This window comes from Pseudonocardia sulfidoxydans NBRC 16205 (assembly GCF_007989085.1).
In the GTDB taxonomy this organism is placed as follows: Bacteria; Actinomycetota; Actinomycetes; order Mycobacteriales; family Pseudonocardiaceae; genus Pseudonocardia; species Pseudonocardia sulfidoxydans.
Genome location: NZ_BJVJ01000082.1, coordinates 1 through 23,663, shown reverse-complemented (window position 1 = coordinate 23,663; position 23,663 = coordinate 1). Strand labels below are relative to the sequence as shown.

Annotated in this window: 24 protein-coding genes; 7 read left to right on the top strand and 17 right to left on the bottom strand. The window is 73.0% G+C overall.

Annotated features, from left to right (window positions below; all coding sequences use genetic code 11):
* Window positions 1–34: 34 nt before the first annotated feature.
* Genes rutA through PSU4_RS26175 form a run of 7 tightly spaced genes read right to left on the bottom strand, consistent with a single transcriptional unit; the run spans window position 35 to window position 7,537 of the window.
* Window positions 35–1,087 (bottom strand): pyrimidine utilization protein A, encoded by a 1,053-nt coding sequence (gene rutA / locus PSU4_RS26205; protein ID WP_147113990.1) that lies wholly within the window; start codon window positions 1,085–1,087, stop codon window positions 35–37.
* 1 nt (window position 1,088) lies between these two features.
* Entirely contained in the window at window positions 1,089–2,129 is a 1,041-nt protein-coding gene (locus PSU4_RS26200) for an LLM class flavin-dependent oxidoreductase (protein WP_246115353.1), read from the bottom strand.
* Window positions 2,122–3,516, bottom strand: a complete 1,395-nt coding sequence (locus PSU4_RS26195) for an MmgE/PrpD family protein (protein ID WP_147113985.1) — start codon at window positions 3,514–3,516, stop codon at window positions 2,122–2,124. Before PSU4_RS26195 ends, PSU4_RS26200 begins: the two co-directional genes overlap by 8 nt.
* A 20-nt stretch (window positions 3,517–3,536) precedes the next feature.
* Window positions 3,537–4,961, bottom strand: coding sequence for an amidase (locus tag PSU4_RS26190; protein WP_147113982.1), 1,425 nt, complete (start codon window positions 4,959–4,961; stop codon window positions 3,537–3,539).
* Window positions 4,958–5,170: a hypothetical protein gene (locus tag PSU4_RS26185; RefSeq protein ID WP_147113979.1), complete on the bottom strand. Its 213-nt coding sequence runs from the start codon at window positions 5,168–5,170 to the stop codon at window positions 4,958–4,960. Before PSU4_RS26185 ends, PSU4_RS26190 begins: the two co-directional genes overlap by 4 nt.
* Window positions 5,167–6,330 (bottom strand): acyl-CoA dehydrogenase family protein, encoded by a 1,164-nt coding sequence (locus PSU4_RS26180; protein WP_147113976.1) that lies wholly within the window; start codon window positions 6,328–6,330, stop codon window positions 5,167–5,169. Before PSU4_RS26180 ends, PSU4_RS26185 begins: the two co-directional genes overlap by 4 nt.
* A gap of 1 nt (window position 6,331) precedes the next feature.
* Window positions 6,332–7,537, bottom strand: coding sequence for a CaiB/BaiF CoA transferase family protein (locus PSU4_RS26175; protein WP_147113973.1), 1,206 nt, complete (start codon window positions 7,535–7,537; stop codon window positions 6,332–6,334).
* 81 nt (window positions 7,538–7,618) lie between these two features.
* On the opposite strand from PSU4_RS26175, the gene PSU4_RS26170 reads away from it, so the two are divergent.
* The 3 genes from PSU4_RS26170 (at window position 7,619) to PSU4_RS26160 (ending at window position 11,710) form a co-directional block, all read left to right on the top strand.
* Window positions 7,619–8,368, top strand: a complete 750-nt coding sequence (locus tag PSU4_RS26170) for a FadR/GntR family transcriptional regulator (RefSeq protein ID WP_147113970.1) — start codon at window positions 7,619–7,621, stop codon at window positions 8,366–8,368.
* 311 nt (window positions 8,369–8,679) lie between these two features.
* The gene (locus tag PSU4_RS32845; RefSeq protein WP_186817191.1) at window positions 8,680–10,041 is read left to right on the top strand and encodes a C40 family peptidase; all 1,362 of its coding nucleotides are present in this window, start codon (window positions 8,680–8,682) and stop codon (window positions 10,039–10,041) included.
* Window positions 10,042–10,312: 271 nt separating this feature from the next.
* The gene (locus PSU4_RS26160) at window positions 10,313–11,710 is read left to right on the top strand and encodes a C40 family peptidase (protein WP_147113967.1); all 1,398 of its coding nucleotides are present in this window, start codon (window positions 10,313–10,315) and stop codon (window positions 11,708–11,710) included.
* A 13-nt stretch (window positions 11,711–11,723) separates the two neighbouring features.
* Here the strand turns inward: PSU4_RS26160 and PSU4_RS26155 are convergent, their stop codons facing one another.
* The 5 genes from PSU4_RS26155 to PSU4_RS26135 form a co-directional block, all read right to left on the bottom strand.
* Window positions 11,724–12,740, bottom strand: a complete 1,017-nt coding sequence (locus tag PSU4_RS26155; RefSeq protein WP_147113964.1) for a Gfo/Idh/MocA family protein — start codon at window positions 12,738–12,740, stop codon at window positions 11,724–11,726.
* 89 nt (window positions 12,741–12,829) lie between these two features.
* Window positions 12,830–13,390, bottom strand: coding sequence for an RNA 2',3'-cyclic phosphodiesterase (thpR, locus tag PSU4_RS26150; RefSeq protein ID WP_147113961.1), 561 nt, complete (start codon window positions 13,388–13,390; stop codon window positions 12,830–12,832).
* Window positions 13,390–14,310, bottom strand: coding sequence for a ribonuclease Z (locus PSU4_RS26145; RefSeq protein ID WP_147113958.1), 921 nt, complete (start codon window positions 14,308–14,310; stop codon window positions 13,390–13,392). The genes thpR and PSU4_RS26145 overlap by 1 nt, the downstream gene beginning before the upstream one ends.
* Before the next feature lie 57 nt (window positions 14,311–14,367).
* Window positions 14,368–15,114, bottom strand: a complete 747-nt coding sequence (locus PSU4_RS26140; RefSeq protein WP_147113956.1) for an enoyl-CoA hydratase — start codon at window positions 15,112–15,114, stop codon at window positions 14,368–14,370.
* A gap of 140 nt (window positions 15,115–15,254) precedes the next feature.
* Entirely contained in the window at window positions 15,255–16,049 is a 795-nt protein-coding gene (locus PSU4_RS26135) for an MBL fold metallo-hydrolase (protein ID WP_147113952.1), read from the bottom strand.
* A gap of 69 nt (window positions 16,050–16,118) precedes the next feature.
* On the opposite strand from PSU4_RS26135, the gene PSU4_RS26130 reads away from it, so the two are divergent.
* Window positions 16,119–16,859 (top strand): SDR family oxidoreductase, encoded by a 741-nt coding sequence (locus PSU4_RS26130; RefSeq protein ID WP_147113949.1) that lies wholly within the window; start codon window positions 16,119–16,121, stop codon window positions 16,857–16,859.
* Between the two features lie 41 nt (window positions 16,860–16,900).
* Here the strand turns inward: PSU4_RS26130 and PSU4_RS26125 are convergent, their stop codons facing one another.
* The 3 genes from PSU4_RS26125 to PSU4_RS26115 form a co-directional block, all read right to left on the bottom strand.
* Window positions 16,901–17,734, bottom strand: coding sequence for an alpha/beta hydrolase (locus PSU4_RS26125; protein WP_147113947.1), 834 nt, complete (start codon window positions 17,732–17,734; stop codon window positions 16,901–16,903).
* 63 nt (window positions 17,735–17,797) lie between these two features.
* Window positions 17,798–18,487 carry a response regulator transcription factor gene (locus PSU4_RS26120; RefSeq protein WP_147113943.1) on the bottom strand — a complete coding sequence of 230 codons (690 nt, stop codon included), beginning with the start codon at window positions 18,485–18,487 and terminating at the stop codon, window positions 17,798–17,800.
* Window positions 18,484–19,755: a sensor histidine kinase gene (locus tag PSU4_RS26115; RefSeq protein ID WP_147113940.1), complete on the bottom strand. Its 1,272-nt coding sequence runs from the start codon at window positions 19,753–19,755 to the stop codon at window positions 18,484–18,486. Before PSU4_RS26115 ends, PSU4_RS26120 begins: the two co-directional genes overlap by 4 nt.
* 20 nt (window positions 19,756–19,775) lie before the next feature.
* Here PSU4_RS26115 and PSU4_RS26110 point away from each other — a divergent pair, with 20 nt between their 5' ends.
* Entirely contained in the window at window positions 19,776–20,648 is an 873-nt protein-coding gene (locus PSU4_RS26110; RefSeq protein ID WP_147113937.1) for a serine/threonine dehydratase, read from the top strand.
* Between the two features lie 50 nt (window positions 20,649–20,698).
* On the opposite strand, the gene gcvH is transcribed toward PSU4_RS26110, so the two are convergent.
* Window positions 20,699–21,097, bottom strand: a complete 399-nt coding sequence (gcvH, locus tag PSU4_RS26105) for a glycine cleavage system protein GcvH (RefSeq protein ID WP_246115352.1) — start codon at window positions 21,095–21,097, stop codon at window positions 20,699–20,701.
* Window positions 21,098–21,273: 176 nt separating this feature from the next.
* Between gcvH and PSU4_RS26100 the strand changes: the two genes are divergently transcribed.
* Together PSU4_RS26100 and PSU4_RS26095 are read left to right on the top strand one after the other, a co-directional pair.
* A complete protein-coding gene (locus PSU4_RS26100) occupies window positions 21,274–21,894 on the top strand; it encodes a helix-turn-helix domain-containing protein (protein ID WP_147113932.1) in 621 nt (206 codons plus the stop codon).
* A 43-nt stretch (window positions 21,895–21,937) separates the two neighbouring features.
* Window positions 21,938–22,918 carry an AIR synthase related protein gene (locus tag PSU4_RS26095; RefSeq protein WP_147113930.1) on the top strand — a complete coding sequence of 327 codons (981 nt, stop codon included), beginning with the start codon at window positions 21,938–21,940 and terminating at the stop codon, window positions 22,916–22,918.
* Window positions 22,919–22,977: 59 nt separating this feature from the next.
* Here the strand turns inward: PSU4_RS26095 and PSU4_RS26090 are convergent, their stop codons facing one another.
* Window positions 22,978–23,496 carry an SRPBCC family protein gene (locus PSU4_RS26090; RefSeq protein ID WP_147113927.1) on the bottom strand — a complete coding sequence of 173 codons (519 nt, stop codon included), beginning with the start codon at window positions 23,494–23,496 and terminating at the stop codon, window positions 22,978–22,980.
* Window positions 23,497–23,663 lie beyond the last annotated feature (167 nt).

The window sequence follows — 23,663 nt, the reverse complement described above, 5'->3', positions numbered from 1 at the left end:
GCCGTTCGTTCGTAAAGGGTCGGCAGCCGGCGCGTCAGCCGACCAGCGGCATGACCTTCTCGCCGAAGTCGTGCACGCCCTTCTCGAAGTCGTCGAAGGTGAACATCATCCCCCGCACCCCGTCCATCGCGGCGACGAGATCGATCTGCCGGGCGATGGTCTCCGGCGAGCCGACGAGCGTCGCCATGTTGAAGTTGATCGCGCCCTCGGGGAGGTTGATCGTCCGGGCGGTGCCGGAGTCGTCGGCGGAGACGTCCTTGCTGCCCTCGTCGGACATGTAGCCGAGCGCGGCCGCGTCGGCACCGGCGTTGTAGGAGGCCCATTTGGCCTGGGCCTCCTCGTCGGTGTCGGCCATGATCGCCATGAACAGCGGCAGGGAGCCGACGTCGCGGCCTGCGTCGGCGGCGAACCGGGCGAGGCGCTGGGTGGGTTCGCGGTAGGTCTCGGGGTCGTTGACGCCGGGGTTGAGGATGAAGTTGTAGTCGCCGTGTTCGGCGCAGAACCGCATCCCGCGTTCGGACTGTCCGGCGCACACGATGTCGACGTGCGCGGAGGGCCGCGGGGAGAGGACGCAGTCCTTCATCGTGAAGAACTGGCCGTCGAGGTCGCAGCGGCCCTTCTCGAACAGGTCGCGCAGGACGGTCACGTATTCGGTGGAGTAGTCGTAGCGCTGCCCGAAGTACTCGTCGCCGGGCCAGAGTCCCATCTGTTCGTACTCGCCGGACGCCCAGCCGGACACGATGTTGATGCCGAAGCGGCCGGGGGCGATGGAGTCGATTGTCGACGCCATGCGCGCCACCAGGGCGGGTGGCAACGTGAGGACGGCGGTCGAGGCGTAGAGCTTGATGCGTTCGGTGACGGCGGCGAGGCCCGCCATGAGCGTGAACGACTCGAGGTTGTGGTCCCAGAACTCGGTCTTCCCGCCGAACCCGCGCAGCTTGATCATCGAGAGCGCGAAGGCGAATCCTTGCCGTTCGGCTTCCTGGACGATGCGTTTGTTGAGGTCGAACGTCGGCATGTACTGCGGGGCGTTCTCCGAGATCAACCAGCCGTTGTTACCGATCGGGATGAAGACTCCGAAGTCCATGTCAGTTGCCTTTCGCAGAAGCACCCGGAGCAGAGGCACGCAGGGCGGGGACGACTTCCTTGGCGAGCAGTTCGATCGAGCTCAGTGCGTCGGTGACGGGCATTCCAGCCCAGTCGGTGCGGAAGAGGAAGTGGTCGACACCCAGCTCGCGCCACGGCAGCAGGGCCTCGAGGCAGTCGTCGGGGGTGCCGATGACGAAGCGGTCGTCCGCGAGCTCGTCGTAGGCGGCGCGGAAGGACTCCTTGTCGGGCATGACCTTGTCCTGGCCCCAGTCGGCGTACACCGAGTACTTCCCGGCCAGGTGCGGGCTCGCGAGCTCGACGGCCTTCTCCCGGGTCGGGGCGCAGAAGATCTCACGCATCAACGGCAGTTCGGTGACGGGCCCACGGCCGCCGGCCGCCCTTTCGGCGGCGAAGATCTCCAGCTGCCGACGGACGGTCGCGGCGGTGGCGTGCGGGTTGATCATCCAGGTGTCCGAGAGCCGGGCGGCGCGGCGCACGGCCTTGTCACTGTTCGCGGCCATCCAGATCGGCGGCGTCCCGACCGGCCGCATCGTGGCCCGGACACCGTCCAACTTGCACCAGGGCAGGTCCGCGTGGACCTCCTCCCCCGCCCACAGTGCCTCGACGATCCGCATGTTCTCCTCGAACCGGTGCACCCGGCCCCCGCGGCCGATGCCGAAGGCGTCGTACTCGAGGTCGCGATAACCCAGGCCGACACCGAACACGAGCCGCCCGCCGCAGACGATGTCGAGACTCGCGTAGTTCTCGGCGGTGTCGACGGGGTTGTGCAACGCGAGCAGGTGGATGCCGATACCGACGCGCATGTCGCCGGCCTCGGCGGCGAGCCGGGCCAGCCACGGCAGCGGCTGGATGTGCGCCAACGACTCCGCGAGATGGTGCTGACCGGCGAAGACGGAGTCGTAGCCGAGGTCGCGGGTCGCGCGGACCAGGGTCAGCTGCTCGTCGAGGGCGGCCCGTGCGTCCTTGCCGGGGTGTCGCTGGTGGGTGAGGAAGATGCCGGCGGAGCAGCCGTCAGCCACGGAGGGCCTCCGCGAAGTCGCGGGCGGAACCGTCGTCGGTGCCGAGGCCCAGCACGGCGGCGCGGACGCGGTCGGCGGTCTCGGCATCCGTCACGAGGGCCATGCAGGATGCGTACTTGGCGGCGATCTCGTCGTTGGTCAGCGGGCGTTCGTCGTGGCCGCGGTTCACCTGTTCGCGACGGGTCAGCACGCGGCCGTCGGTCAGCTCGATCTCGACGTAGCCGGAGTAGGCGCGCGGGAACGCGCTCTCGTCGTCGGGGGTGACGGTGACCTTGCGGGCCAGGTCGAGGATCTCCCTGTCGGCCAACGCCTCGTCGGCCAGCTCGGCCAGCCCGAACCGACCGCGCGACAGCGCCGCCGACACCACGAACGGGAGGCTGAACTTGGCGTCGTAGTCGCTGCGGGGCTCCCACTTCGCCTCGGGCGGCTCGCACACGACCTTGCCCGGCACCGGATGGATGCGGCAGCGGATCGCGGCGATGTCGGCGACGCGCAGACCGTGCTCGGCGCGCAGGTCGAGCGCGGCGTCGGCGAAGGCGTGGATGAAATGGCAGATCGGGTAGGGCTTGACCGCCGTGCGCATCAGCTCCCACTCGGCGCCCAGCCCCGCCGCGACAGCCCCCGGATCGGTCTCCCGACCGGTGAGGTGGGTGTTGTAGAGGCCGAACCGGCCCTCGTAGACCGCGGGCGGGCCGACCCAGCCGAAACGGGCGAAGCTCGCCGCCGTGATGCCCGACATCGCCGCCCACCCCGGGTGCTGACGCTTGGTCCACGACCCGTCCTGCAGGAACTCCATGACCCCCGCGGCCATCGAACCGACGATGCCCTGCGCGGCGACGAGCCCGTCGGCGTCGAGACCACCGAGCTTGCCCGCGGCCACCGCCGCACCGAACGCCCCGGCGACACCGGTGGGGTGGTAGCCGACGTCGTGGAACCCGGGCGACCCGCCGATCCCGACGCGCGCCGACACCTCCACGGCCAGCACGTAGGCGGTGAGCAGGTCGCGCGTCGACGCACCCGCGACCGTCGCAGCCGACAGCGCGGCCGGCAGCGCCGCGGCCGTCACGTGCGTGACCGCGGGAATGTGGGTGTCGTCGAAGTCGAGGCCGTGGATCAGCACCCCGTTGAGGACGGCGGCGTCGCGCGGGTCGAGCCGGTCGGGCATGCCGATGACGGGATGGCCACCCTCCGTCAACGCGGACAACGCATCGCGGGCCACGGCCGGGTAGCCGTAGGCCGTCGAGGCGAACGCGAGCCCGACGGCGTCGAGGACGAGATGACGTGCGCGGTCGAGGACCTCGGCCGGGATGTCGGCGTAGGTCAACGCTGCGCCGAACTCCGCGACCCGGCCGGACATCGTCGTGCGGACCGGGCTCTCGATGCTCACAGCAGTACCTCCGATATGGGTCAGTCGGGTGTGGCGCCGCTCACGGGCGACGATACGTCGGACATTTCGACCAGGGAAGGGACGGCCAGGTGGTGCGCCGTCAGCGCCTGGAAGACCCGCGCCGCGCGCAACGCCACGGCCTCCCCGTGCGGTGGGGCCATGAGCTGCGCCGACGTCGGGAGGCCGTCGGGGGCGAAACCCGTCGGGACGGCCAGACCCGGTGCGCCCGTGAGGTTCCCGAGCATCGTCGAGCGCGACTGCGCGGCGTAGAGCGGGAACTCCTCCCCGTCGACGACGACCGTCGCGTCGGGAAGCCGCGGCGCGGTCGAGGGGCACGTCGGGACGAGGATCAGGTCGGCGCCGGCGAAGACGTCGTCGAGCTCGCGCTGCAACCGCACCCGGAACTGCTGGGCCAGCAGGTAGTCGACGGCGGGCGTCGCGATGCCCTGGCTGATCCGCGACACGAGCACGGGGTCGTACTCCGACCAGCGCGCGGCGTTGACGCGGTGCACGCTCGCGGCCTCGACCCACACGATCCGGTAGCCGATCGCGAGCACCTCCGCCGCGGACGGGATGTCCGCCGCGACGATCTCGGCGCCGGCGTCGGCCAGCACGCCGGTCATCGCGTCGAGACCGGATCGGACGGCGCCGTCGCACATCTCCGTCAGGTAGCCGCCGACGACGGCGACCCTCAGTCCGCTGGCATCGGATACCGGCGAGGGGGTGAACGGCGGCAGCGCGGTCGCGCGGGGGTCGACGCCGTCCGGGCCGCGCAGCAGGCCGAACAGCAGCTCGACGTCGCGGGCGCTGCGGCACAACGGCCCCACGGTCTCGGCGGTCCACGACAGCGGGATGACGCCGGTCCGCGGGATCGCCCCGCTCGTGGGCTTGAGCCCGGTGAGCCCGCACCATGCCGAGGGCAGCCGGACCGAGCCGCCGACGTCGGTGCCCAGCCCGAACGGCACCGCCCGCGCCGCCACCGATGCCGCCGTCCCCATCGACGAGCCGCCCGCCCACCGCTGCGGGTCCCACGGGTTGCGGGTCGTGCCGAAGCGGGGCGGGTTCGGTCCGCCGACGGCGAACTCCGTCGTCGTGTCCTTGCTGACGGCGATCGCGCCCGCCGCCTCCAGCCGGCGCACGACCTCCGCGCTGCGCGTCGCGGGCTCGTCGGAGGAGACCCACGAGCCGCCGGTGGTCGGGACGCCCTCGACGTCGATGACGTCCTTCACCGCGAACGGGACGCCCTCCAGCGGTCGGGCGGTGCCGTCGGCCCAGCGGCGGGCGGACTCCTCCGCGGCGGCGCCGGCGCGTTCGTCGAGGAAGGCGATCGTGGTGTTGAGGACCTCGTGCACCTCCTTCAGCCGCGCGAGCGAGCCGGCGACGACGTCCCGTGGGTCGGCGCCGCCGCGGTACTCCTCCAGGAGACCGTGCACGTCGAGGTTCATCGCGCGCGCAGCCAGGCGTCGCCGTGCGCGGGATCGACGGGCCAGCCGTCGTCGAGGGGCGGGTCGGCGCGCAGCCGCGCCGCGGCGGGCTCGGCCGCCTCCACGGCCGCGGCCATCTCGGCCAGCTGCGCGTCGCTCAACGTGTAGCCGAGCCGCTCGGCAAGCTCCTGTGAGCGCCAATAGTCGCTATAGCGACTATTGCCGCTCACGAGATCACGGCCTTCCCCGCCAGCAACGACTTGGCGACGACGGTGCGCAGCACGTCGTTGGTGCCCTCGCCGATCGACATCAACGGCGCGTCGCGGTAGAGCCGCTCCACCTCGAACTCCGTGGAGTAGCCATACCCACCGTGGATACGCATGGCATCCATCGCGCACGACAACGCCGCCTCCGACGCCGCGATCTTCGCCATCCCCGACTCCGTGTCCATCCGCACGCCCTCGTCCATCCGCGACGCCGCCCAGTACGTCATCAACCGGGCCGACTGCAACTGCACGGCCATCTCCGCGAGCCGCAGCTGGATCGCCTGGAAATCCCCGATCGGCCCACCGAACGCCGTCCGCTCGCGGGCGTACTTCAACGCTTCGTCATAGGCCCGCTGGGCAACGCCGACGCTGCGCGCCGCGATGTTGATCCGACCCGTCTCCAACGCCGACAACGCCTGCTGCAACCCGCGACCCTCGACCCCGCCGAGCAGCTGCGACGCCGGCACCCGCACATCGGTCAGCACGACCTCGCACGACTCGGTGCCCTTGTAGCCCAGCTTGCCGATGTCGGCGGTGACCTCGAACCCCTCCGACGACGCCTCGACCAGCAGGATCGACATGCCGCGATGAGCAGGGCGCGCGGAGGTATCGGTCTTGACCAGCACCGGCAACGGATCGGCGTAGCGCGCGTTGGTGATCCACATCTTGGTGCCGTTGACGACGTAGGTGTCCCCGTCGCGCTCGGCGACGGTCGAGATGCCCTGCAGATCGGTGCCCGCGCCGGGCTCGGTCAGCGCGATGCCGGTCCGGCGTTCACCCGTCGCCAGCTCAGGGAGATAGCGACGCTTCTGCTCCTCGGTGCCGTGGTGGGCGAGCATCCAGCTGGAGACGGAGTGGCTGCCGAGGATCCCGGCGATGCCCATCCAGCCGCGCGAGATCTCCTCGAACGTCAGCGCGAAGCTCACGTTGTCCGCACCCAGGCCGCCGTACTCCTCCGGGATCACCAACCCGAACAGGCCCAGCTCCCGCATCCCGGCGACGATCTCGCTCGGGTAGCGGCCCTCCCGTTCCCAGTCGCGCGCGACGGGGACGATCTCCCGGTCGACGAAGTCGCGCAACGTCTGCCGGAACAGCCGCTGCTCGTCGTTGAGCCCGAAGTCCATCTCAGTCCTTCCCAAAGGCACCGGATGCGCGCAGGGCTGCGATCCGGTCGTCGTCGTAGCCGAGGTCACGCAGCACGGCGTCGGTGTGTTCGCCCATCGCCGGGGCCGCACGCGTCGGGGCGCGGTCGTCGCCGGGCGGGCCGACGCGCACCGCCGACCGCAGCGTTCGCACCGTCCCGAACCGGGGATGCGACGTCTCCGCCACGAGGTCACGGGCGAGGGTGTGCGGGTCGGTCAGCGCCGCGTCGACCTCGTTGATGGGCGCGCACGGGATCGAGGCCGCATACAGCGGTACGAGCCACTCGTCGACGGTCCGGCCGGCGAAGATCTCCTCCAGCAGCGGGACGATCACGTCGCGGTGCCGGGCGCGGTCGGCGAACGTGGCGAACCGCGGGTCCTCGGCAAGCTCCGGGCGTCCGATGACGACGGTCAGCCGCTGCCAGAACTTCTCCTTCGCGCAGCCGACGACGAGCCAGCCGTCGGCCGCCTCGAAGGCCTGGAACGGGATCAGCGACGGGTGCGCGGAGTGCCGCGTCCGGGCAGGCTCGTAGCCGGCGGTCATGTGCCACGTCCCCGGATAGGTCAGCAGGCTCACCGCGGTGTCGTAGAGGCTGACGTCGCAGTCGGTGCCGACGCCGTCGCGTCGCGCCGCGTGGATGCCCGCGAGCAGGGAGATGGCCGCGACGTACCCGCCGGAGTAGTCGACGAGCGAGAGTCCCGTCTTCTGCGGGGCCCCGCCGGGTTCGCCGGTCAGCGACATCCAGCCGCCGAGGGCCTGCAGCACGTAGTCGTATCCGGGCTCACGCGACCGCGGCCCGGTCATTCCGAACCCGGTCAGCGAGCAGCACACGATCCGCGGGTTGACGTGCGCGAGATCGGCGTAGCGGATGCCGAGCTTCGCCGGGACGTCGCCACGCAGGTTGGAGTAGACGGCGTCGGCGCCGCGGACGAGGTCGTGGAACACCTCACGGCCGTCCGGGGTGCGGATGTCGAGCGTGATCGACGACTTGTCCCGGTTGAACGACTCGAAGAACAGTGAGTCGCCGCCCTCGGCATACGGCGGGACGTGGCGGCCGACGTCGCCACCGGCGCTCGGGTCCTCGATCTTGACGATGTCGGCACCCAGTTCGGCGAGGTGCATCGACCCGAAGGGGCCCGCCCCGTACTGCTCCAGGGAGATGATCCGGACGTCTTCCAACGGCCTCACAGCGCACCTCCGCGTCGACGTCGACGAGACCTCACGCTAAACGTCTGACATTTCGGGGTCAACCGGCGATAGGCTCCCCCGGTGCCCTCCGATCACGCCGCCCACCTGCGGGTGCGTCGCGACCGGCCCGCCTACCAGCAGGTCGCCGACGAGCTGCGCACCCAGATCGTCGGCGGGCTCATGCCGGCGGGGTCGCGACTGCCCAACGAGGCCGAGCTGAGCCGCTCGTTCGCGGTCAGCCGCAGCACTGTCCGCGAGGCACTGCGGTCACTGGCCAGCCAGCACCTCGTCGAGACCCGGCGCGGGGTGCACGGCGGCTCGTTCGTCGCCGCCCCCGACCCACAGCGGGTCGTCGCCGCGCTCGGCGAGTCCCTCGGCGTCCTCGTCCGCACCCCGCGGCTCGGGCTCGCCGACCTCCTCGAGGCCCGCCTCCTCCTCGAACCCGCCGCCGCCCGGCTCGCCGCCGAACGCGCCGACGCGGACACCGTCGAGGCCGTCCGGGCCGCCGCGCAGGCGCCGCACGACCCGCGCGACCCCAGCGGCTTCGTGCCCCACCTCGACTTCCACACGACGATCCTGATGGCCACCGGGAACCTCATGTTCACGCTCATGGGCCAGCCGGTGTCCGACGTGCTCCGCACCAGCCTCGACCGCACCGCCGTCGACCAGGAAGAATGGGCCTCGGTCGACGCCGATCACGCCGTGATCGCGGAGCACATCGCGTCCGGCCGGACGGATCAGGCGGAGTCGGCCATGCGGCAGCACCTCGAGTCGTTGCGTCCGCTCTACGAGCGGGCAGGCCACTGGGACGACGCCGCGACGAACGGATGATCCTGCGCCACAAACGGTCGATCGACCGTTCGTCGCGCCGACACACATGCCGTTGACCGCTCATCGCAGTACGCCCATACGCTGACGTGCAGTCACCGCCGGTCGTCGCATCACATCGGCGTGGTTGCTGCAGATCTCATCACGGAGTGGTTACTTTCAAGTCGCCGCCCGGTGATCACGCCGGGCGACGCACCTGGTCGGCCGTCTCCACCTGCCCGCCGACACTCCCCCAGGTGCCCGCGCTCCCCGGGGCAGGTACGGACGAGGTCGCTCCCCAACCTCTTCGTCCGTATGACGGCAAGGACCGCTACATGGCTACGCACCGTGCTGTCGCCCTGCTCGACAAACCCGGCGCTACCCGTACCCCCCGCCCCGCCGCGGAACTGATCGCACAGTTCGGCGTCGAGCTGCCATCGGTCCCCACCGACCGTCCGCGCCACGGCACCGTCCTGCCGTCGCCGCGCACCGAGGTCGACGCCGACCGTCCGGCCAACCCGCTGATCTCCGCCCCGTTCATCCCGGCGCAGCCGTCCCGGCAGCCCGACTGGTTCGCGACCGGGTGGAGCGCCCCGGCCCTCGAACCCGTCGACGCCGACGACGCGCTGCAGCCCGGCCGCGCGAGCGACGAGGTCCGCGCCCGGGTCGCCGCGCTGCTCGCCGAGGTCCCCCCGACCGACGACACCGAGCTGGGCGGCGGCGCGCTGTTCGACGCGCACGACCGCGCCCCACTCGCCGTGGTCCCGGCCGCCGACGACACCGCGACGGACGCCACCGCCGCGAGCGACGCCCCCGCCGACGACGCGGACGACGCCGGCGGCGCTCCGACCGCCGCCGAGCTGCAGGCGATCGCGACCGACCGCACCGACGCCCGTCGCGTCTCCTCCGCGCCCGCCGGGCTGGCCGGTGCCACCGCGGCCTTCGCCGTCGAGCAGGCCCGCCGCGCCCGCCTCGGCGGCATCCCGCACCAGGGCGCCGTCGCCGCCGCGTCCGCGACCGTTCTCGGCGCGACCGCCGCGATCGTCGCCGTCACCGGCGGGTTCAGCGCCCACGACACCGCGGCCGACCTCTCCGCGACCGTCGACCAGGCCACTCAGCGCATCGAGCTGGCCAAGCCCGCCGAGGCCGTCCCGCAGGTCCAGCTCAGCGGCGCCTCCGACACGGTCGCCAAGAAGATCGCCGAGGCGGCCGACAAGCACCGCGCCGACGCCACGCAGATCATCGCGGCCGCTCGTGCGCCGCAGCGCACCGGCAACGCCGGGGGTGCCGGCGCCGGTGGTTCCAACGCCGGCGGCGGCGGGGCCGGCGGCGGGACCGTCGTGTCCGGGAGCAGCAAGGCCGCCGCCGCGCTGCGCGCGGCGCTGACCCAGCAGGGCAAGCCGTACGTGTGGGGCGCCGCCGGTCCGTCGGCCTACGACTGCTCCGGCCTCGTGCTCTGGGCCTACAAGCAGGTCGGCGTGAGCCTGCCGCACTCGTCGTCGGCGCAGTCGCGGATGGGCACCCCTGTCAGCAAGTCGCAGCTGCAGCCCGGTGACCTGGTGTTCTTCTACTCGCCGGTCAGCCACGTCGGCATCTACATGGGCAACGGCAACATCCTGCACGCCTCGACGTCGGGCCAGCCCGTCAAGATCTCGAAGATGGCGAACATGCCGTTCAACAGCGCGCGTCGCCTCTGAGGCTCCACCTCCGATGATCGGCCTCCCCGGCAGGGGCGGCCGATCTTCACCCGTTCGCCGTCGCGAGAACACGACCGGTCGTCGACGACACGCGGTGGGCGTCCTGCGGATCACTCGATCGTGGCGATAGGGTCGCGACGTCGCCCGGAGTAGTCGCCGGGTCGGCGCGCCCGATCGGCCGTCACCACGCCCCGCCGATCGCTCCCCCGGGCGCCCGCGAGACAGGGGCGGAGCCGTGCAGCGTCGCGCGGCCGACGGCGAGGACGCCTCCATGAGCCAGCGCGTGGCCGACGCGACCACCGACGCCGTACCGGTACGCCAGGTCGCCGACGTCATCCTGTCGTTCGGTCTCGAGCTGCCCACCGTTCCCGCCCCGCGCCGACCGCGCCGCTCCTCCGGCGCCCACCGCCTCGCCGACGCGCCCGCCCGCCCGCACATGGGTACCGACCCGGGCGCCGAGTCCGGCGCGAGCCGCACCGTCACCGTCGCTCCCGAGGTCCTCGCCAAGGCCCGGCGTCTCGCGTTCGGACCGCCGCTGCCGCCGATCCCGGACCAGCGCGGTTCCCGCACCCCCGCGGCCGACGACGCGTGGGCGCCCACCACCGCCGTCCCGGCTCCCCGCCGCCACCGTGACGACGTCGCCCCCCACACGACGGTCCTGCCGCTGCAGACCCGTGGCCCCGTCGACGACGACCCCTGGGCGCCCGGGGCCCCGAGCGGCGCGACCCGGTTCGTCGCCGGCCCCGACCGGTCCGACGAGCCCGAGACCGATCCGTTCGGCTTCGACGCCACCGCCGTCACCGCCGCGGCCGACGTCCACCGGCCGATCCGCGACACCGCCGACCGGGACGACGACACCGCGCTGGTCACGCAGGACGAGCCCTACCCCGACATCGACCGGCCCGTCGCCGGCGGGCGGACGGACCTCGGCAACGCACGCCGCGGCCGGTCGACCCGGCAGCTGGCGGTCGTCACGGCGTCGATGGCGTCGGTCGCGATCGTCGGGGCCGCCGCGGCCGCGGTGGTGTCGCTGTCGAACAGCGGGCCGGCGCCGGCCGACAACGCCTCCTCCGATCTCGACCTCGCGCACCAGGCCGCCCTGCCCAAGGCCCCGGACACGGTGCAGGCCCAGACGCCCCCCGAGGTCCCGCCGACGACGCGGACGCAGCCGACCACCGGCGACCGCAAGGGCGCCGCCGCCTCCGCACCGGACGCCGGCACGGACCACGACAACGCAACCGGGAACAGCACGTCGACCCGGACCACGACCACCACGACCCGCGCCCCGGCCGCCGCCCGCGCCGTGCCCGCGGTCACCGCCTCCGGCAACAGCGCCGCCGCCGCCCAGGTCGCGTTGCAGCAGATCGGGAAGCCCTACAAGTGGGGCTCCGCCGGGCCGTCGGCGTTCGACTGCTCCGGGCTCGTCCACTACGCCTTCCAGCAGATGGGGGTGACGCTGCCGCGCACGGCGGCGGCGATGTCGCAGGTCGGCACCCCGGTGTCGAAGTCCGAGCTGAAGCCCGGCGACCTGGTGTTCTTCTACTCGCCCGTCAGCCACGTCGCGATCTACGTCGGCGACGGCAAGGTGGTGAACGCGACGACCGACGGCGAGCCCGTGCAGGTCTCCCCGCTCAGCGACTTCCCGATGACGAGCGCCCGCCGCGTCTGACGGGACGCGGGGCTCACAGCTCGGCGGGCCCCTCCTGCGGGTCGATGCCCAGCTGCTCCGCGACCAGACCCATCACGTCCTGCACCGCGATCGTGTCGGCCAGCGGCATCACCGTGCTCTCGGTGCGACCCGCGAGCAGGCCCGCGGTGACCTCCTCGAGCTCGTGGAAGTAGCCGCCGCCCGTGGCGGGGGCGAGGAACTCCTCGGGGTCCTTCCCGTGGCGACGCAGGACGCCCCGGTCGGGATGGTGGAACCGGGGCGGCACGTCGATCCAGCCCTCGGTGCCGACGACCCGCGCCTGCCCCGGCGTCAGGCACCGCAGGCTGGTGAACAGCGTCGCCGTCCGGCCGCCGGGGAAGGTGAGCAGCACCGACTCCTCGGTGTCGACCCCCGACGGCGCGAGCAGGCCGCGCGCGACGACCTCGTCGGGCTCGCCGAGGACCATCTGCGCGAACGAGATCGGGTAGACGGTCAGGTCGAACAGTGCGCCGCCACCGACCTTCGGGTCGTAGTACCGGTCGGCCGGGTTGTAGGGCTGGCTCACCCCGAGATCGGCCTGCACCGACCGGACCTCGCCGATCGCGCCGTCGGCGATCAACTCCCGCAGCTTGACGATCGCGGGCTGGAACCGCGTCCACATGGCCTCCATGGCGAACACTCCGGCGGCGCGCGCCGCGTCGGCGACCTCGCGCGTGGCGGCCGGGGTGACGGTGAACGCCTTCTCGACGAGCACCGCCTTGCCCGCGGCGATCGCGGCCAGGGCGATGGCGCGGTGCTGCGGGTGCGGGGTGGCGATGTAGACGGCGTCGACCTCGTCGTCGTCGAGGATCGCGCGGTAGGAGCCGTGGGGGCGGGCGATGCCGTGCTCGGCGGCGAACGCGGCCGCACGGTGCGCGTCGCGGGACGCGACCGCGACGGGTTCGGCGGCGTCGAGATGACCGAAGTCGCGCACCACCTTCGCCGCGATGCGGCCGGGGCCGACGATCCCCCACCTGACGGTCCCGCGTTCCGCGGTCTTCTCCGTTGCCATGGTCCACATCCTGGCCCGGGCGCCTGGTCGGGGCGAGTGCCGCTCCACAGCTGTGGACGGCCCTGTGGACAACTCGAACGACTGTTCGACTAACGGGCATCACCGAGCCGCCACGCGGCAACCGGTTCGTAACGTGGCGTTCCGCCGGGTCCTTTCCCCAACAGGCTGCGCACCACACACATGCGGGTGACGGTCTCCTCAGGACCGTTGCGCAGCAACGGGTCCAGCTCGGCGACGGCGGCGCGGACCGACGCGGGCGGACGCGCCGCCGCGAGCGTGAGGTGCGCCCGGAACCTGGTGCGGTCCACGGGGATCCGTGCCCGGGCCGCGGCAGCCTGGGCGGCCTCGGCAAGACGCCGCAGTCGCTCACGGTCACCGTCGACGCGTGCCCAGAGTGTCCGGTCCCCGAACCGGCCGGCGCCGTCGACCGTCAGCCGCAGCGGCGCGGCCCTGCGGGCGGCCCGACCGAGGCGTTCCTCCAGGTCGTCGCGACGCTCGTCGGGCACCTCGCCGAGGAACGCGAGCGTCACGTGCCATCTCTGCGGGGCGACCCAGCGCAGCTCCGGCCGGGCGGCCCGGACGGGCGCGACAGCGGCGTCGACCGCCGCGATCGTGACCGGGGAGGGCAGCAGCGCGACGAACAGCCGCATCAACGCCTCCGCCGCGGCGGCACCGGGATGCGCATCAGGTCGGCGGCGACGACGACCGGGCCGTCGAACACCTCCGCGGCCTCGGCGGCGAAGGCCAGGGGGTCGCGGTAGCGCTGCGAGAAGTGGGTGAGCACCAGCGTCCCGACACCCGCGCGGGCCGCGACCTCCGCCGCCTCGCGGGCCGTCAGGTGCCCGAAGCTGTGCGCGAGGTCGGCGTCGGGGTGCAGGAACGTCGACTCGATGACCAGCATGTCGACGCCTGCCGCCAGTTCCTCGACGCCCGCGCACAGCCGGGTGTCCATGACGAACGCGAACGACTGCCCCGGCCGCGGCGCGCTGACGTCGTCGAGCCGCACGGTCCGCCCGCCGACCTCGATGCTGCCGTCCCGGGCGAGCCGCGACACGGCCGGCCCGGTGACCCCGGCGGCGGCGAGCCGCTCGGGGAGCATGCGGCGGCCGTCGGGCTCGTCGAGCCGGTACCCGAAGGACTCCACGGGATGGTCGAGCCGCCGCACGCTGAGCGTGCCGAACGCCCCGGTGGCGACGGGCCCGTCGTCGGCAACAGGTTCCTCGCGCAGCTCGGCGACCTCGTGGAACGCGGTGGCGTACCGCAGCCGCGCGAACCAGTGCGCCCCCGACGCCGGGTAGTGCGCGACGACGGGGTGCGCCACCTTGTCCAGCGACAGCCGCTGCACGACGCCGGGCACGCCGAGGCAGTGGTCGCCGTGGAAGTGCGTCAGGCAGATCCGGGTGACGGCGCTGCTCGCGACGCCCGCGAACAGCAGCTGGCGCTGCGTGCCCTCGCCCGGGTCGAACAGCAGCCCCTCGCGGTCCCAGCGCAGCAGGTAGCCGTTGTGGCTGCGGTGCCGCGTGGGCGCCTGACTGGCCGTTCCGAGGACGACGAGCTCGCGGGCCGGCACGTCGGCGAGCCTAGAGCGCCTGTGAGTGGCGATAGTCGCTATAGCGACTATTACCGCTCACAACCCTCGAAAGACCGGCTTCCTCTTCTCCCGACGCGCAGCGCGGGCCTCGGCGAAGTCCTCGCTGGCCCAGCACGCGTCGAACGACTTCCCCAGCTCCGCCGCCGTCGCCGCGTCGAGCTCCGGCTCGAAGACGGTGTTGAGCACCTGCTTCGAGTACGCGAGCGTCAGCGGCGCGAGCTCGGCCATCTGCGCCGCCCAGGCGAGCGCGTCGTCGAGGTCCCCGAGCCGGTCCGCGAGCCCGAGCGCGTGGGCACGATCCGCGCCGATCTTCTCCAGGCCCAGCAGCGCGGCCCGGGCGGCGCCGTTGCCCGCGAGCAGCGAGAACCGGCGGATCGTCCACGGATCGACGGCCAGCGCGTTGCCCGCCGTGGGGATGGCGAAGGCCGCCGTGGGGGCGGCGACACGGACGTCGCAGGCGATCGCGATCTGCGTGCCCGCCCCGATGGCCGGGCCGTTCACCGCCGCGACGACGGGGACCGGCAGCGTCGTCAGGGTCTGCAGCATCCCGTACAGCGCCTCGCGGAACGTGTCGCCGTAGACGGCGTCGAGGTCGGCACCGGCGCAGAACGACGTCCCCTCCCCGGTGACGACGAGCGAGCGCGCCCCGTCGGCCACCGCCCCGGTCGCGGCGTCGCGGATCAGGTCGCACAGCTCGATCGTCAGCGCGTTGCGCTTGGCCGGGCGGCGCAACGTGATCACCGCGGTGCGGCCGCTGGTCCTCAGGTCGACGAGCTCACTCACGGTTCCTCCGGCGGGGTCGGCATCCCGTGATCCTCCGCGGCCCGCGGCGCCGCCGTCCACACGACCGACGGTGACAACGGCAACTCACGGCCGTCGCAGCAGTCGTGCCGACGAGCCCGAGATCCGTGCTGTTCCCCTTCTCAGAGCGCCCGGAACCGGCGGTCCCCGCCGACCGTCACGACGCGACCGAACCGCAGACCCGGGAAATGGGCGCCGACGACCAGGTCCGGCCCGTCACGGACCTCCTCGGCGATGGCGTTGCGGGCCGCGCTCGCGGCGACGGGATCGACGTCGAACACCGCCTGCCAGTCGGGCTCCGCCAGCTCCACGACCGAGTGCACGACGTCGCCCAGCAACAACGCGCGCTGCCCGCCGTCGCCGGAGAGCACGTAGACCGTCGACCCCGGCGTGTGGCCCGGGGTGTGCCGGGCGTCGAGCCCGGGGGCGACCGTCACGTCGGAGTCGAAGGGCGCCAACCGGTCCCGCAGCGGCCCGAGCTTGCGGACCGCACCCGGCGCGGCGTCGTCGGCCTCCACGAAGTGGGCCCAGTCGGCCTCGTGCACGCGGTAGGTGGCGTTGGGGAAGACGATCTCGCCCTTGCGCGTGGCCCAGCCGACGTGGTCGAAATGCAGGTGCGTGAACAGCACGTCGGTGACGTCCCCGGGCCCGACGCCGTGGGCGCGCAACGAGTCGAGGAAGTCGCCGCCGGAGTAGCTGTCGTTGCTGATCCCGCCGACGCCGACGTCGACCAGCACGACCCGGTCCCCGGTGCGGACCAGGAAACCGCCGATGTCGAAGTGCAGCCGCCCGTCGGCCTCCACCTGACCGGGATGGCAGGCCCAGGGATCGTCGACCCCCGGCCGGGTGAGCGCGTCCTTCGACTCGTGCCCCACCCCGTCGAGGACGGGCTGCACGTCGATCGCACCGATCTTCACGAGGACTCCCCTGTGAGTCGCTGTTGCGGGCGGACCTCAGGATCTTCCCCGCGCGCCTATGTTGATCGCATGACTGTCGCACTCGTCACCGGCGCGGGCGGCGGCATCGGTCGCGCCGTCGTCGCGACGCTCGCCGCCCGCGGCCACACCGTCGTCGCCACCGACGTCGCCGCCCCCGACCTCCCCGACTCCACCGGAGTCGCGCTCGACGTCACCGACACCCCGGGCGTCGAGCGGGTCGTCGGCGAGGTCGAATCCGCACACGGCCCGATCGACGTGCTCGTCTGCACCGCAGGCGTCATCCGTCCCGCCGGAATCCTCGACACCGGCGACGACGACTGGGCCACGATGCTCGACGTCAACACCACCGGTGTGCTGCGGATGCTGCGGGCCGTGGGCCGGCGGATGGCCGAGCGGCGGCGCGGGTCGATCGTGGTCGTCGCCTCGAACGCGGGGAGCGTGCCGCGCACCGGGATCGTCGGCTATGCGACGTCCAAGGCCGCGACCATCCACCTCACCCGCTGCGCCGGGCTGGAGCTGGCCGAGTTCGGGGTGCGCGCCAACGTCGTGTCGCCGGGGTCGACGGACACGACGATGCTGCGGGCCCTGCCCGTGCCGGGGGTCGTGGACGAGGCGGTCGAGCGGGCGGTCGCGGGCTCGCTGCCGCACCACCGCGTCGGCATCCCGTTGCGCCGCGTCGCCGATCCCGTGGACATCGCGGAGGCTGTCGCCTACCTGGCCTCCGACGCGGCCCGGCACGTGACGATGCAGGACCTGTACGTCGACGGCGGCGCCTCGCTGCAGACCTGACCCTCGTGAGTGGCGATAGTCGCTACAGCGACTATCGCCACTCACAGGGGGTTCGCAGCCGCTCCCGCGTCCACTCCGGAGGAGGCGACGACGGCGACCGCGGCGAGAGAGGCGGTGCCGGGTGTCAGGTAGCCGTCGTGGGTGGTGACGCCGGTCGTCGGCAGGAGGGTGGCGCCGAAGGACGACGAGGTGGGGTCGGTGCCGTGCCCGAGGTCGCCGATCTCGATCGAGGGCACCCACGTCATCCAGTCGGTGTCGGCGCGGGCGGCGAAGACGTGGGCGCGGGTGTGGAGGTCGGCGACGTCGTCGGTGCGGACGCCGGGGCTGCCGAGCAGGACGAGGTCGTCGGCGTCGAGGCGCGGGGCGGCCAGTGCGGCGACGACGGTGCCGTAGCTGTGGGCGACGACGGTCACGTGCGGGGCGCGGAGCCCGTCGACGAACGAGTCGAGCGCGGGCGCGCCGGCCCGGGCGAGCGCGCCGGAGGCGGCGTCGATCCCGAGGCCCTGCGGTGTGGTGTACCCGATCCAGACGACGACGGCGGTGCCGGGACCGGACGCGGCCCGCAGCGCGCGGGCCCACGAGAGCGGCTTCGCGATCGTGTGGAGGTCCATGTCGGAGCCGGGGACGATCACGGCGACCGACCGCGCGGTGGTGGGGTCCCCGACCGCGACGACGGCGAGCCCGCGCCCGGCGGGGTCGCATCCGAGCACTTGCAGATCGTCACCCTGCGTGGTGGAGGCGACGAGTGAGGCGGCACACGCGGCGTCGAGGGCGACTGGCCCCGCAGGGGCACCGGACGCCGGTTGCGCCACGGCCACGAGCAGCCCGAACAGCATCGCGAGGGCCGCGAAGGGGTACAACCAGCGGAAGGTCACGCTGATCGACGCTAAGAACGAAACGGTCCCGGATCGTCACGCTGCGGAACCGTCTTCGACCCCCTACCGCGGTCTCGTACGGCCGGGGTTCTCCCCCTGTGGTCGCACCAGCCCGCACTCGTAGGCGACGACGACGGCCTGTGCCCGGTCGCGCAGCCCGAGCTTGGCGAAGATGCGGCTGACGTGTGTCTTCACCGTCTGCTCGGCGAGGACGAGGCCGGCGGCGATCTCGGTGTTGGACAGTCCGCGGGCGACGAGACCCAGTACCTCGGTCTCACGGTCGGTCAGCGACGCGAGCCGGTCGGGGCGGGGTCCGGCGGCGGGGTCGGGCCGGGCGGCGACGAAGTGCCCGATGAGCCGGCGCGTCACCTCGGGCGCGAGGAGCGCCTCCCCGGCGGCGACGACGCGGACGGCGTGCAGCAGTTCGGTTGCGGGGGCGTGCTTGAGCAGGAAGCCGCTGGCCCCGGCGGCGAGGGCGTCGAAGATGTAGTCGTCGAGGTCGAAGGTGGTGAGCACGAGGACTTTCGGCGGCTCGGTCGAGCCCATGAGCGCGCGCGTCGCCGCGAGCCCGTCCATCTCCGGCATCCGGATGTCCATGAGCACCACGTCCGGGCTCGACGACGCGGCTTCGGTGAGGGCCGCCCGCCCGTCGCCCGCGGTGCCGACGACCGTCATGTCGGGCTGGGCGTCGAGCAGCGCGGCGAAACCCTCGCGGACCATCGCCTGGTCGTCGACGACGAGCACCCGGATCACGGACGCCCCCCGATCGGCAGTTCGGCACGCAGCAGGTAGCCGCCGTCGTCGGTGGGGGCGGTGTCCAGCGTGCCGCCGTGCACCTCGACGCGTTCACGCATGCCGCGCAGCCCCTGCCCGCTACCGGGCACGTCGGGCGCGGTCCCCGGCCCGTTCGCGACCGTCACGACCAGCCGAGAACCGCTGCGCGACAACGAAACCCGCACCGGGGCTCCCCCCGCGTGCTGTGCGGCGTTGGCCAGCCCCTGCTGCACGACCCGGTAGACGGTGAGCCCCAGCGGCGCGGCGACCGGCCCGCCCGGGTCGAGCTCCCAGGTCACGTCGGCACCGGCAGCACGGGCGTCGGACAGCAGGGTCTCCAGTTCGTCGACGCCGGGCTGCGGAGCACGCTCCCCACCTTCCGACGAACGCAGGACCCCGAGCAGGTTCTGCATCTCCCCCAATGCCTCCCGCGCCGCGGCGGCGACCTCGGCGAGTTCCGTGCGCGCGTTCTCGGGCAGTTCCCCGAGCCGGTAGGGCGCCGTCTCGCAACGCACCGCGATCATCGACATGTGGTGGGCGACGACGTCGTGCATCTCCCGCGCGATCCGCGCCCGCTCGGCCAGTGCACCCCGTTCGGCCTGGGCTTCCGCGACGCGCAGCCGTTCGGCCTCCAGCGCGCGGCGGGCGTCCCAGCGCGCCCCGAAGGCCATGCCGACCATGACCACGACGCCGACGACCAGCACGGAGACCCACAGGAGCCCGGCGTCGACGGGCCACGGCGTCAGGAACGTGACGACGCCGAGCAGCAGCGCCGTCAGGATCCCGACCCCGAGCGACACCGGCGCCGGACCCGCCCACGCCGCCATCAGCACGACCGGGATGACGAAGAGCCACTCCCACACCTCGAGGACCGGGACCGTCGGCACGGGTGGGCCGACGAGGAACGGCACGACGACCACCCAGACCGCCATGAGCCGCCACGCGTCCATGGGGCGGCGGTTGGCCAGCCACAGCGCGGCGACGAACGGGAGCAGCATCAGGAACGCGATGCCGCCGACCATGCGGTTGTCGTCGTTGAAGATCGCGCCCGCGGCGCTGACCGCGACGATCAGGCCGTAGCCGACGAACACGACCGTCAGCCAGCGGATCAGCCGGCGGCTGCGCGGATAGGGCCAGCGCGCGTCGGGCCGCGGGCCCTGCCAGATCACCGCGGCGAGCACCGTCCCGGCGATGCGCAGCGCACGACCACCGGGCGATCCGGGCTGCGGTGCGGCGTCGGTGGTCATCGTCGCCGAGACTAAGGGGTGTGACCCTCTCGTCCGCCGACGTCGCCGCCGCGACCGGCCGCATCGCCCCGCACGTGCGTCGCACTCCGCTGTTCGCCACGGAGTTCGACGGCCGCCCGCTGCTGCTCAAGCTGGAGCACCTGCAGCGCAGCGGGTCGTTCAAGATGCGGGGGGCGACGAACGCGCTGCTGTCGGGTGAGCGGCCCGAGCGGGTGGTCACGGCGTCGGGCGGCAACCACGGCCTCGGGGTGGCGACGGCGGCGGCGCGGCTGGGCATCCCGGCAACGGTGTTCGTGCCCGAGTCGGTGCCGGAGGCGAAGGCGCGACGGATCGAGGCGGCCGGGGCGAAGCTGGTCCGCCACGGCGCGACCTACGCCGAGGCGGCGGCCGCGGCGCACGCGGAGCCGGGCCGCTATCTGCACGCCTACGACCAGCCGGAGGTCGTCGCCGGCCAGGGCACGGTGGCGGCGGAGATCGTCGCGGCGGCCCCGGAGGTCGACGCGGTCGTCGTCGCGGCCGGGGGCGGCGGGCTCGCGGCGGGGACGACGCTGGGCGCGCCCGGGCGTCGCACGGTCACGGTCGAGCCGGAGCGCTGCCGGGCGGTCCACGCGGCGCTGACGGCGGGGGCGCCGGTGGACGTGGGGATCGACTCGGTCGCGGCCTCGGCCCTGGGTGCGACGCGGATCGGCGACCTCGCGTTCGACCTGCTGACGGCCGCCGGCGCCGTGCCGCTGCTGGTGTCGGACGCCGAGATCGTCGCGGCCCGGGACCTGCTGTGGGAGGAGTTCCGGCTGCGCGTGGAACCCGCCGCCGCGGCGCCGTTCGCGGCGTGGCTCGCCGGCCGGGTCCCCGGCGAGCGTCCCTGCCTGGTGCTGTGCGGGGCGAACGACTGACCGGCTCGTGAGTGGCGATAGTCGCTATAGCGACTATCGCCACTCACAGGCTATTCGGCGTTCGCGGCGCGGTAGGCCTCGGCGGTGAGGAGGTCGCCGAGGGCGGTGACCTCGACGGCGAAGAGCCAGCCCGCGCCGTAGGGGTCGTTGCCGACCACCGCGGCGTCGTCGGCGAGCGCGGTGTTGACCTCGGCGATCGTGCCGGTGGCCGGGCTGAACAGCTCGGACACCGACTTGGTCGACTCGATCTCGCCGCAGGGCTCGCCGGCGGTGACGGCCGCTCCGACCTCGGGCAGCTCGACGTAGACGATCTCGCCGAGCGCCTCGACGGCGACCGCGGAAATGCCGACCCGCACGGGCCCGGACGGGACGTCGGAGCCGGGGGTGACGGCGATCCATTCGTGTTCTGCGGTGTAGCCCAGCGACTCGGGGAGCGCGATCTCGGACACGGCGTTTCCTCTCGGATGCAGCGAGTGCCGCGGCATCCTACGAGACATCGTTCCCCACATGAGGTGACGACGCGGCGCCGTCAACCTTCGGACGTCTCGTCTGCGCGTCGAAGTCGTCCACGATAGGTGAAAGGCGTTTATGATGCTGTACGGCGTCGAGCGACGGAGGACACATCATGGCCACCCCGGACATCCGCGGTGACAAGCCGGCCGCCGTCGCGAGCTGGGAACCGATCGTCGGCGCCATCGGGCCCAAGGTCCGCGAGGTCCGCCAGCTGCTGGGCCTGTCGTTGCAGCAGCTCGCCGCCCGTTCCGAGGTCTCCGCCGCCGCCATCCACAAGGTCGAGCGCGGGGACATGGTCCCGACGATCACCACGCTGCTCAAGCTGTCCGCCGCCCTCGGTCGCCCGATCGGCTTCTTCGTCGACGACGCCGACTGGGCCGGCCCGGTGGGCGTCCACGTGCGCGCGGCCGAGCGCCCGCCCGCCCCGATCGACTGGGCGCCCGAGGCCACCGGGGTCGGGGCGACGGCCATCGCGAGCGCCGGCGAGCGGCTGCGCGCGAGCGGCGTCTGGGCCGAGATCGAGCCCGGCGGGACCAGCGGCGACGGCCGGTCCGTCCGCTCCGGCGAGGAGCTCGTGCTGGTCGTCAAAGGGGTGCTGGCCGTCGACATCGCGGGCGAGCGGTACCGCCTCGAGGCGGGGGACTCGCTGCACTTCCCGGCCGATCGTCCGCACTCCTGGCACAACCCCGGCCCCGACACCACCACCGCGGTCTGGTGGCTGCTGCGCGGCTGACCCGCGCGGCCGGAAGGTCCCGAGCAGAAGGCACGATACGTACGTGAGTGAGCGCGAAACCCTTGCCGAGCTCGTCGAGTCGGTGCTGACGAACCCCGGCCTGCACGCCAAGGCCGACATCGCCGTCGTCGGCGAGGTCCTCGGCGACACCGACTGGGTGGCCGGTCCGGGCGACGACGGCGCGGTGCTGCCGTTGGCGCCGACGGTCGGGTCGGGCGCCGGGGTGGTCGTGTGCGGCGAGGCGATGTTCCCGCCGTTCGTGAAGGCCGACCCGCGCGGCGCGGGGTTCGCAGCGGTGCTCGCCAACGTCAACGACATCGCGGCGATGGGCGCCGAGCCGATGGGCATCGTCGACACGATCGCCACGACGCCGGAGGCCGCGCAGCTCGCGCTGGCCGGGATGCGCACGGCGGCGGGCCTGCTCGACGTGCCGATCGTCGGCGGCCACCTCACCGCGCACGACGGCGAGCCGTCGATCTCCGCGTTCGCGGTCGGGTCGGTGACCGATCCGGCGCTGGCGCTGTCGGTGACCCGGGCGGAGCCGGGCCAGTCGCTGGTCGTCGCCGCGGCCACCACGGGCACGCTCAACCCGAACTTCCCGTTCTTCCGGGCCTTCGAGGACCGCGGTGAGCGCTGCGCGGGCGACGTCCGGCTGATGCCGCGGCTGGCCCGCGAGGGTGTCGTCGTCGCGGCCAAGGACATCTCGATGGCCGGGCTCGTCGGCTCGCTCGCGATGCTGCTGGAGGCGCGCGGGCTGGGCGTGACGGTCGACGTCGACGCCGTCCCGGCCCCCGAGGGCGTCCCGCTGACGCGCTGGTTCAACTGCTTCCCCAGCTTCGGGTTCCTGCTGTGCGTGCCCGCGGGCCGCGAGGAGGAGTGCCTCGCCGCGTTCGCGGACCGTGACCTGCAGGCCGCGGTGGTCGGCACCCTGGACGATTCGGGCGAACTGGCCCTGCGTCGCGGTGACGTGCGGAAACTCGTGCTGCGGCTGGACGAGTTCCTCGTCACCGGCCTGCCCCGCTGAGCCTCTGTGAGTGGCGATAGTCGCTATAGCGACTATCGCCACTCACGACCGGCCGGTGCTCACCCGCAGATGGCCTCGGCGCTGTCCTTGATCCCCGACAACGTCCGGGAGATGCCGGCCTCGAACTCGCGCAGCCGACCGAAGACGATCTGCTGCTCCTTGTCGGGCATCCGCTCGATCGCGGGCGTGAGGCCGGAGCGGCCGGGCCCGAGCTGGGCGCGGTAGCTCAGCCAGGTGCCGCCGCTGTCGGGACGTTCCAACGCGAACCGCCAGACCGCGGCGGGGGCGTTCGTGTCGCCGACGGCCCACGCCAGCGCGTTCGGCGGGTCGCACTCGACGATCGTCGACGTCGTCGACCAGGTGCCGATCGCGTCGTGGCGGCTGTGCCCGACGAACCGGGCACCGACGACGGGGAAGGTCGCGCCGTCGCACCATTCGACGGCCTGCAGCTCCTCGCTCATCGCGGGCAGCTTCTCGATCCGCGTGACGATGCTCCAGACGTGGTCGGGCACGGCGTCGATCCAGATCGCCAGCTCGACGGTCGGCGCGTCGGAGTACCTCGCCCCGGTCCACTCCACGTGTCGACGGTATCGGCCGACGCCGCCTCCTACCAGGCCGTTCACCCCCAACCGGGCGCAACCTCACGGTCGTCGGCGGCAGCCGGACCGACCGTGAGGTTGCGCGCCAGGAGTCAGTCCGCCAGGGCCGCGAGCCCGAGCTGGTCGAGTGACCTCACAGCGTCGAG

Excerpts from the sequence above, each read along its gene's own strand:
- rutA (WP_147113990.1), bottom strand. The coding sequence starts at position 1,087 with ATGGACTTCGGAGTCTTCATCCCGATCGGTAACAACGGCTGGTTGATC.
- PSU4_RS26190 (WP_147113982.1), bottom strand. The coding sequence starts at position 4,961 with ATGAACCTCGACGTGCACGGTCTCCTGGAGGAGTACCGCGGCGGCGCC.
- PSU4_RS26180 (WP_147113976.1), bottom strand. The coding sequence starts at position 6,330 with ATGGACTTCGGGCTCAACGACGAGCAGCGGCTGTTCCGGCAGACGTTG.
- PSU4_RS32845 (WP_186817191.1), top strand. The coding sequence starts at position 8,680 with ATGGCTACGCACCGTGCTGTCGCCCTGCTCGACAAACCCGGCGCTACC.
- PSU4_RS26160 (WP_147113967.1), top strand. The coding sequence starts at position 10,313 with ATGAGCCAGCGCGTGGCCGACGCGACCACCGACGCCGTACCGGTACGC.
- PSU4_RS26155 (WP_147113964.1), bottom strand. The coding sequence starts at position 12,740 with ATGGCAACGGAGAAGACCGCGGAACGCGGGACCGTCAGGTGGGGGATC.
- thpR (WP_147113961.1), bottom strand. The coding sequence starts at position 13,390 with ATGCGGCTGTTCGTCGCGCTGCTGCCCTCCCCGGTCACGATCGCGGCG.
- PSU4_RS26130 (WP_147113949.1), top strand. The coding sequence starts at position 16,119 with ATGACTGTCGCACTCGTCACCGGCGCGGGCGGCGGCATCGGTCGCGCC.
- PSU4_RS26115 (WP_147113940.1), bottom strand. The coding sequence starts at position 19,755 with ATGACCACCGACGCCGCACCGCAGCCCGGATCGCCCGGTGGTCGTGCG.
- PSU4_RS26100 (WP_147113932.1), top strand. The coding sequence starts at position 21,274 with ATGGCCACCCCGGACATCCGCGGTGACAAGCCGGCCGCCGTCGCGAGC.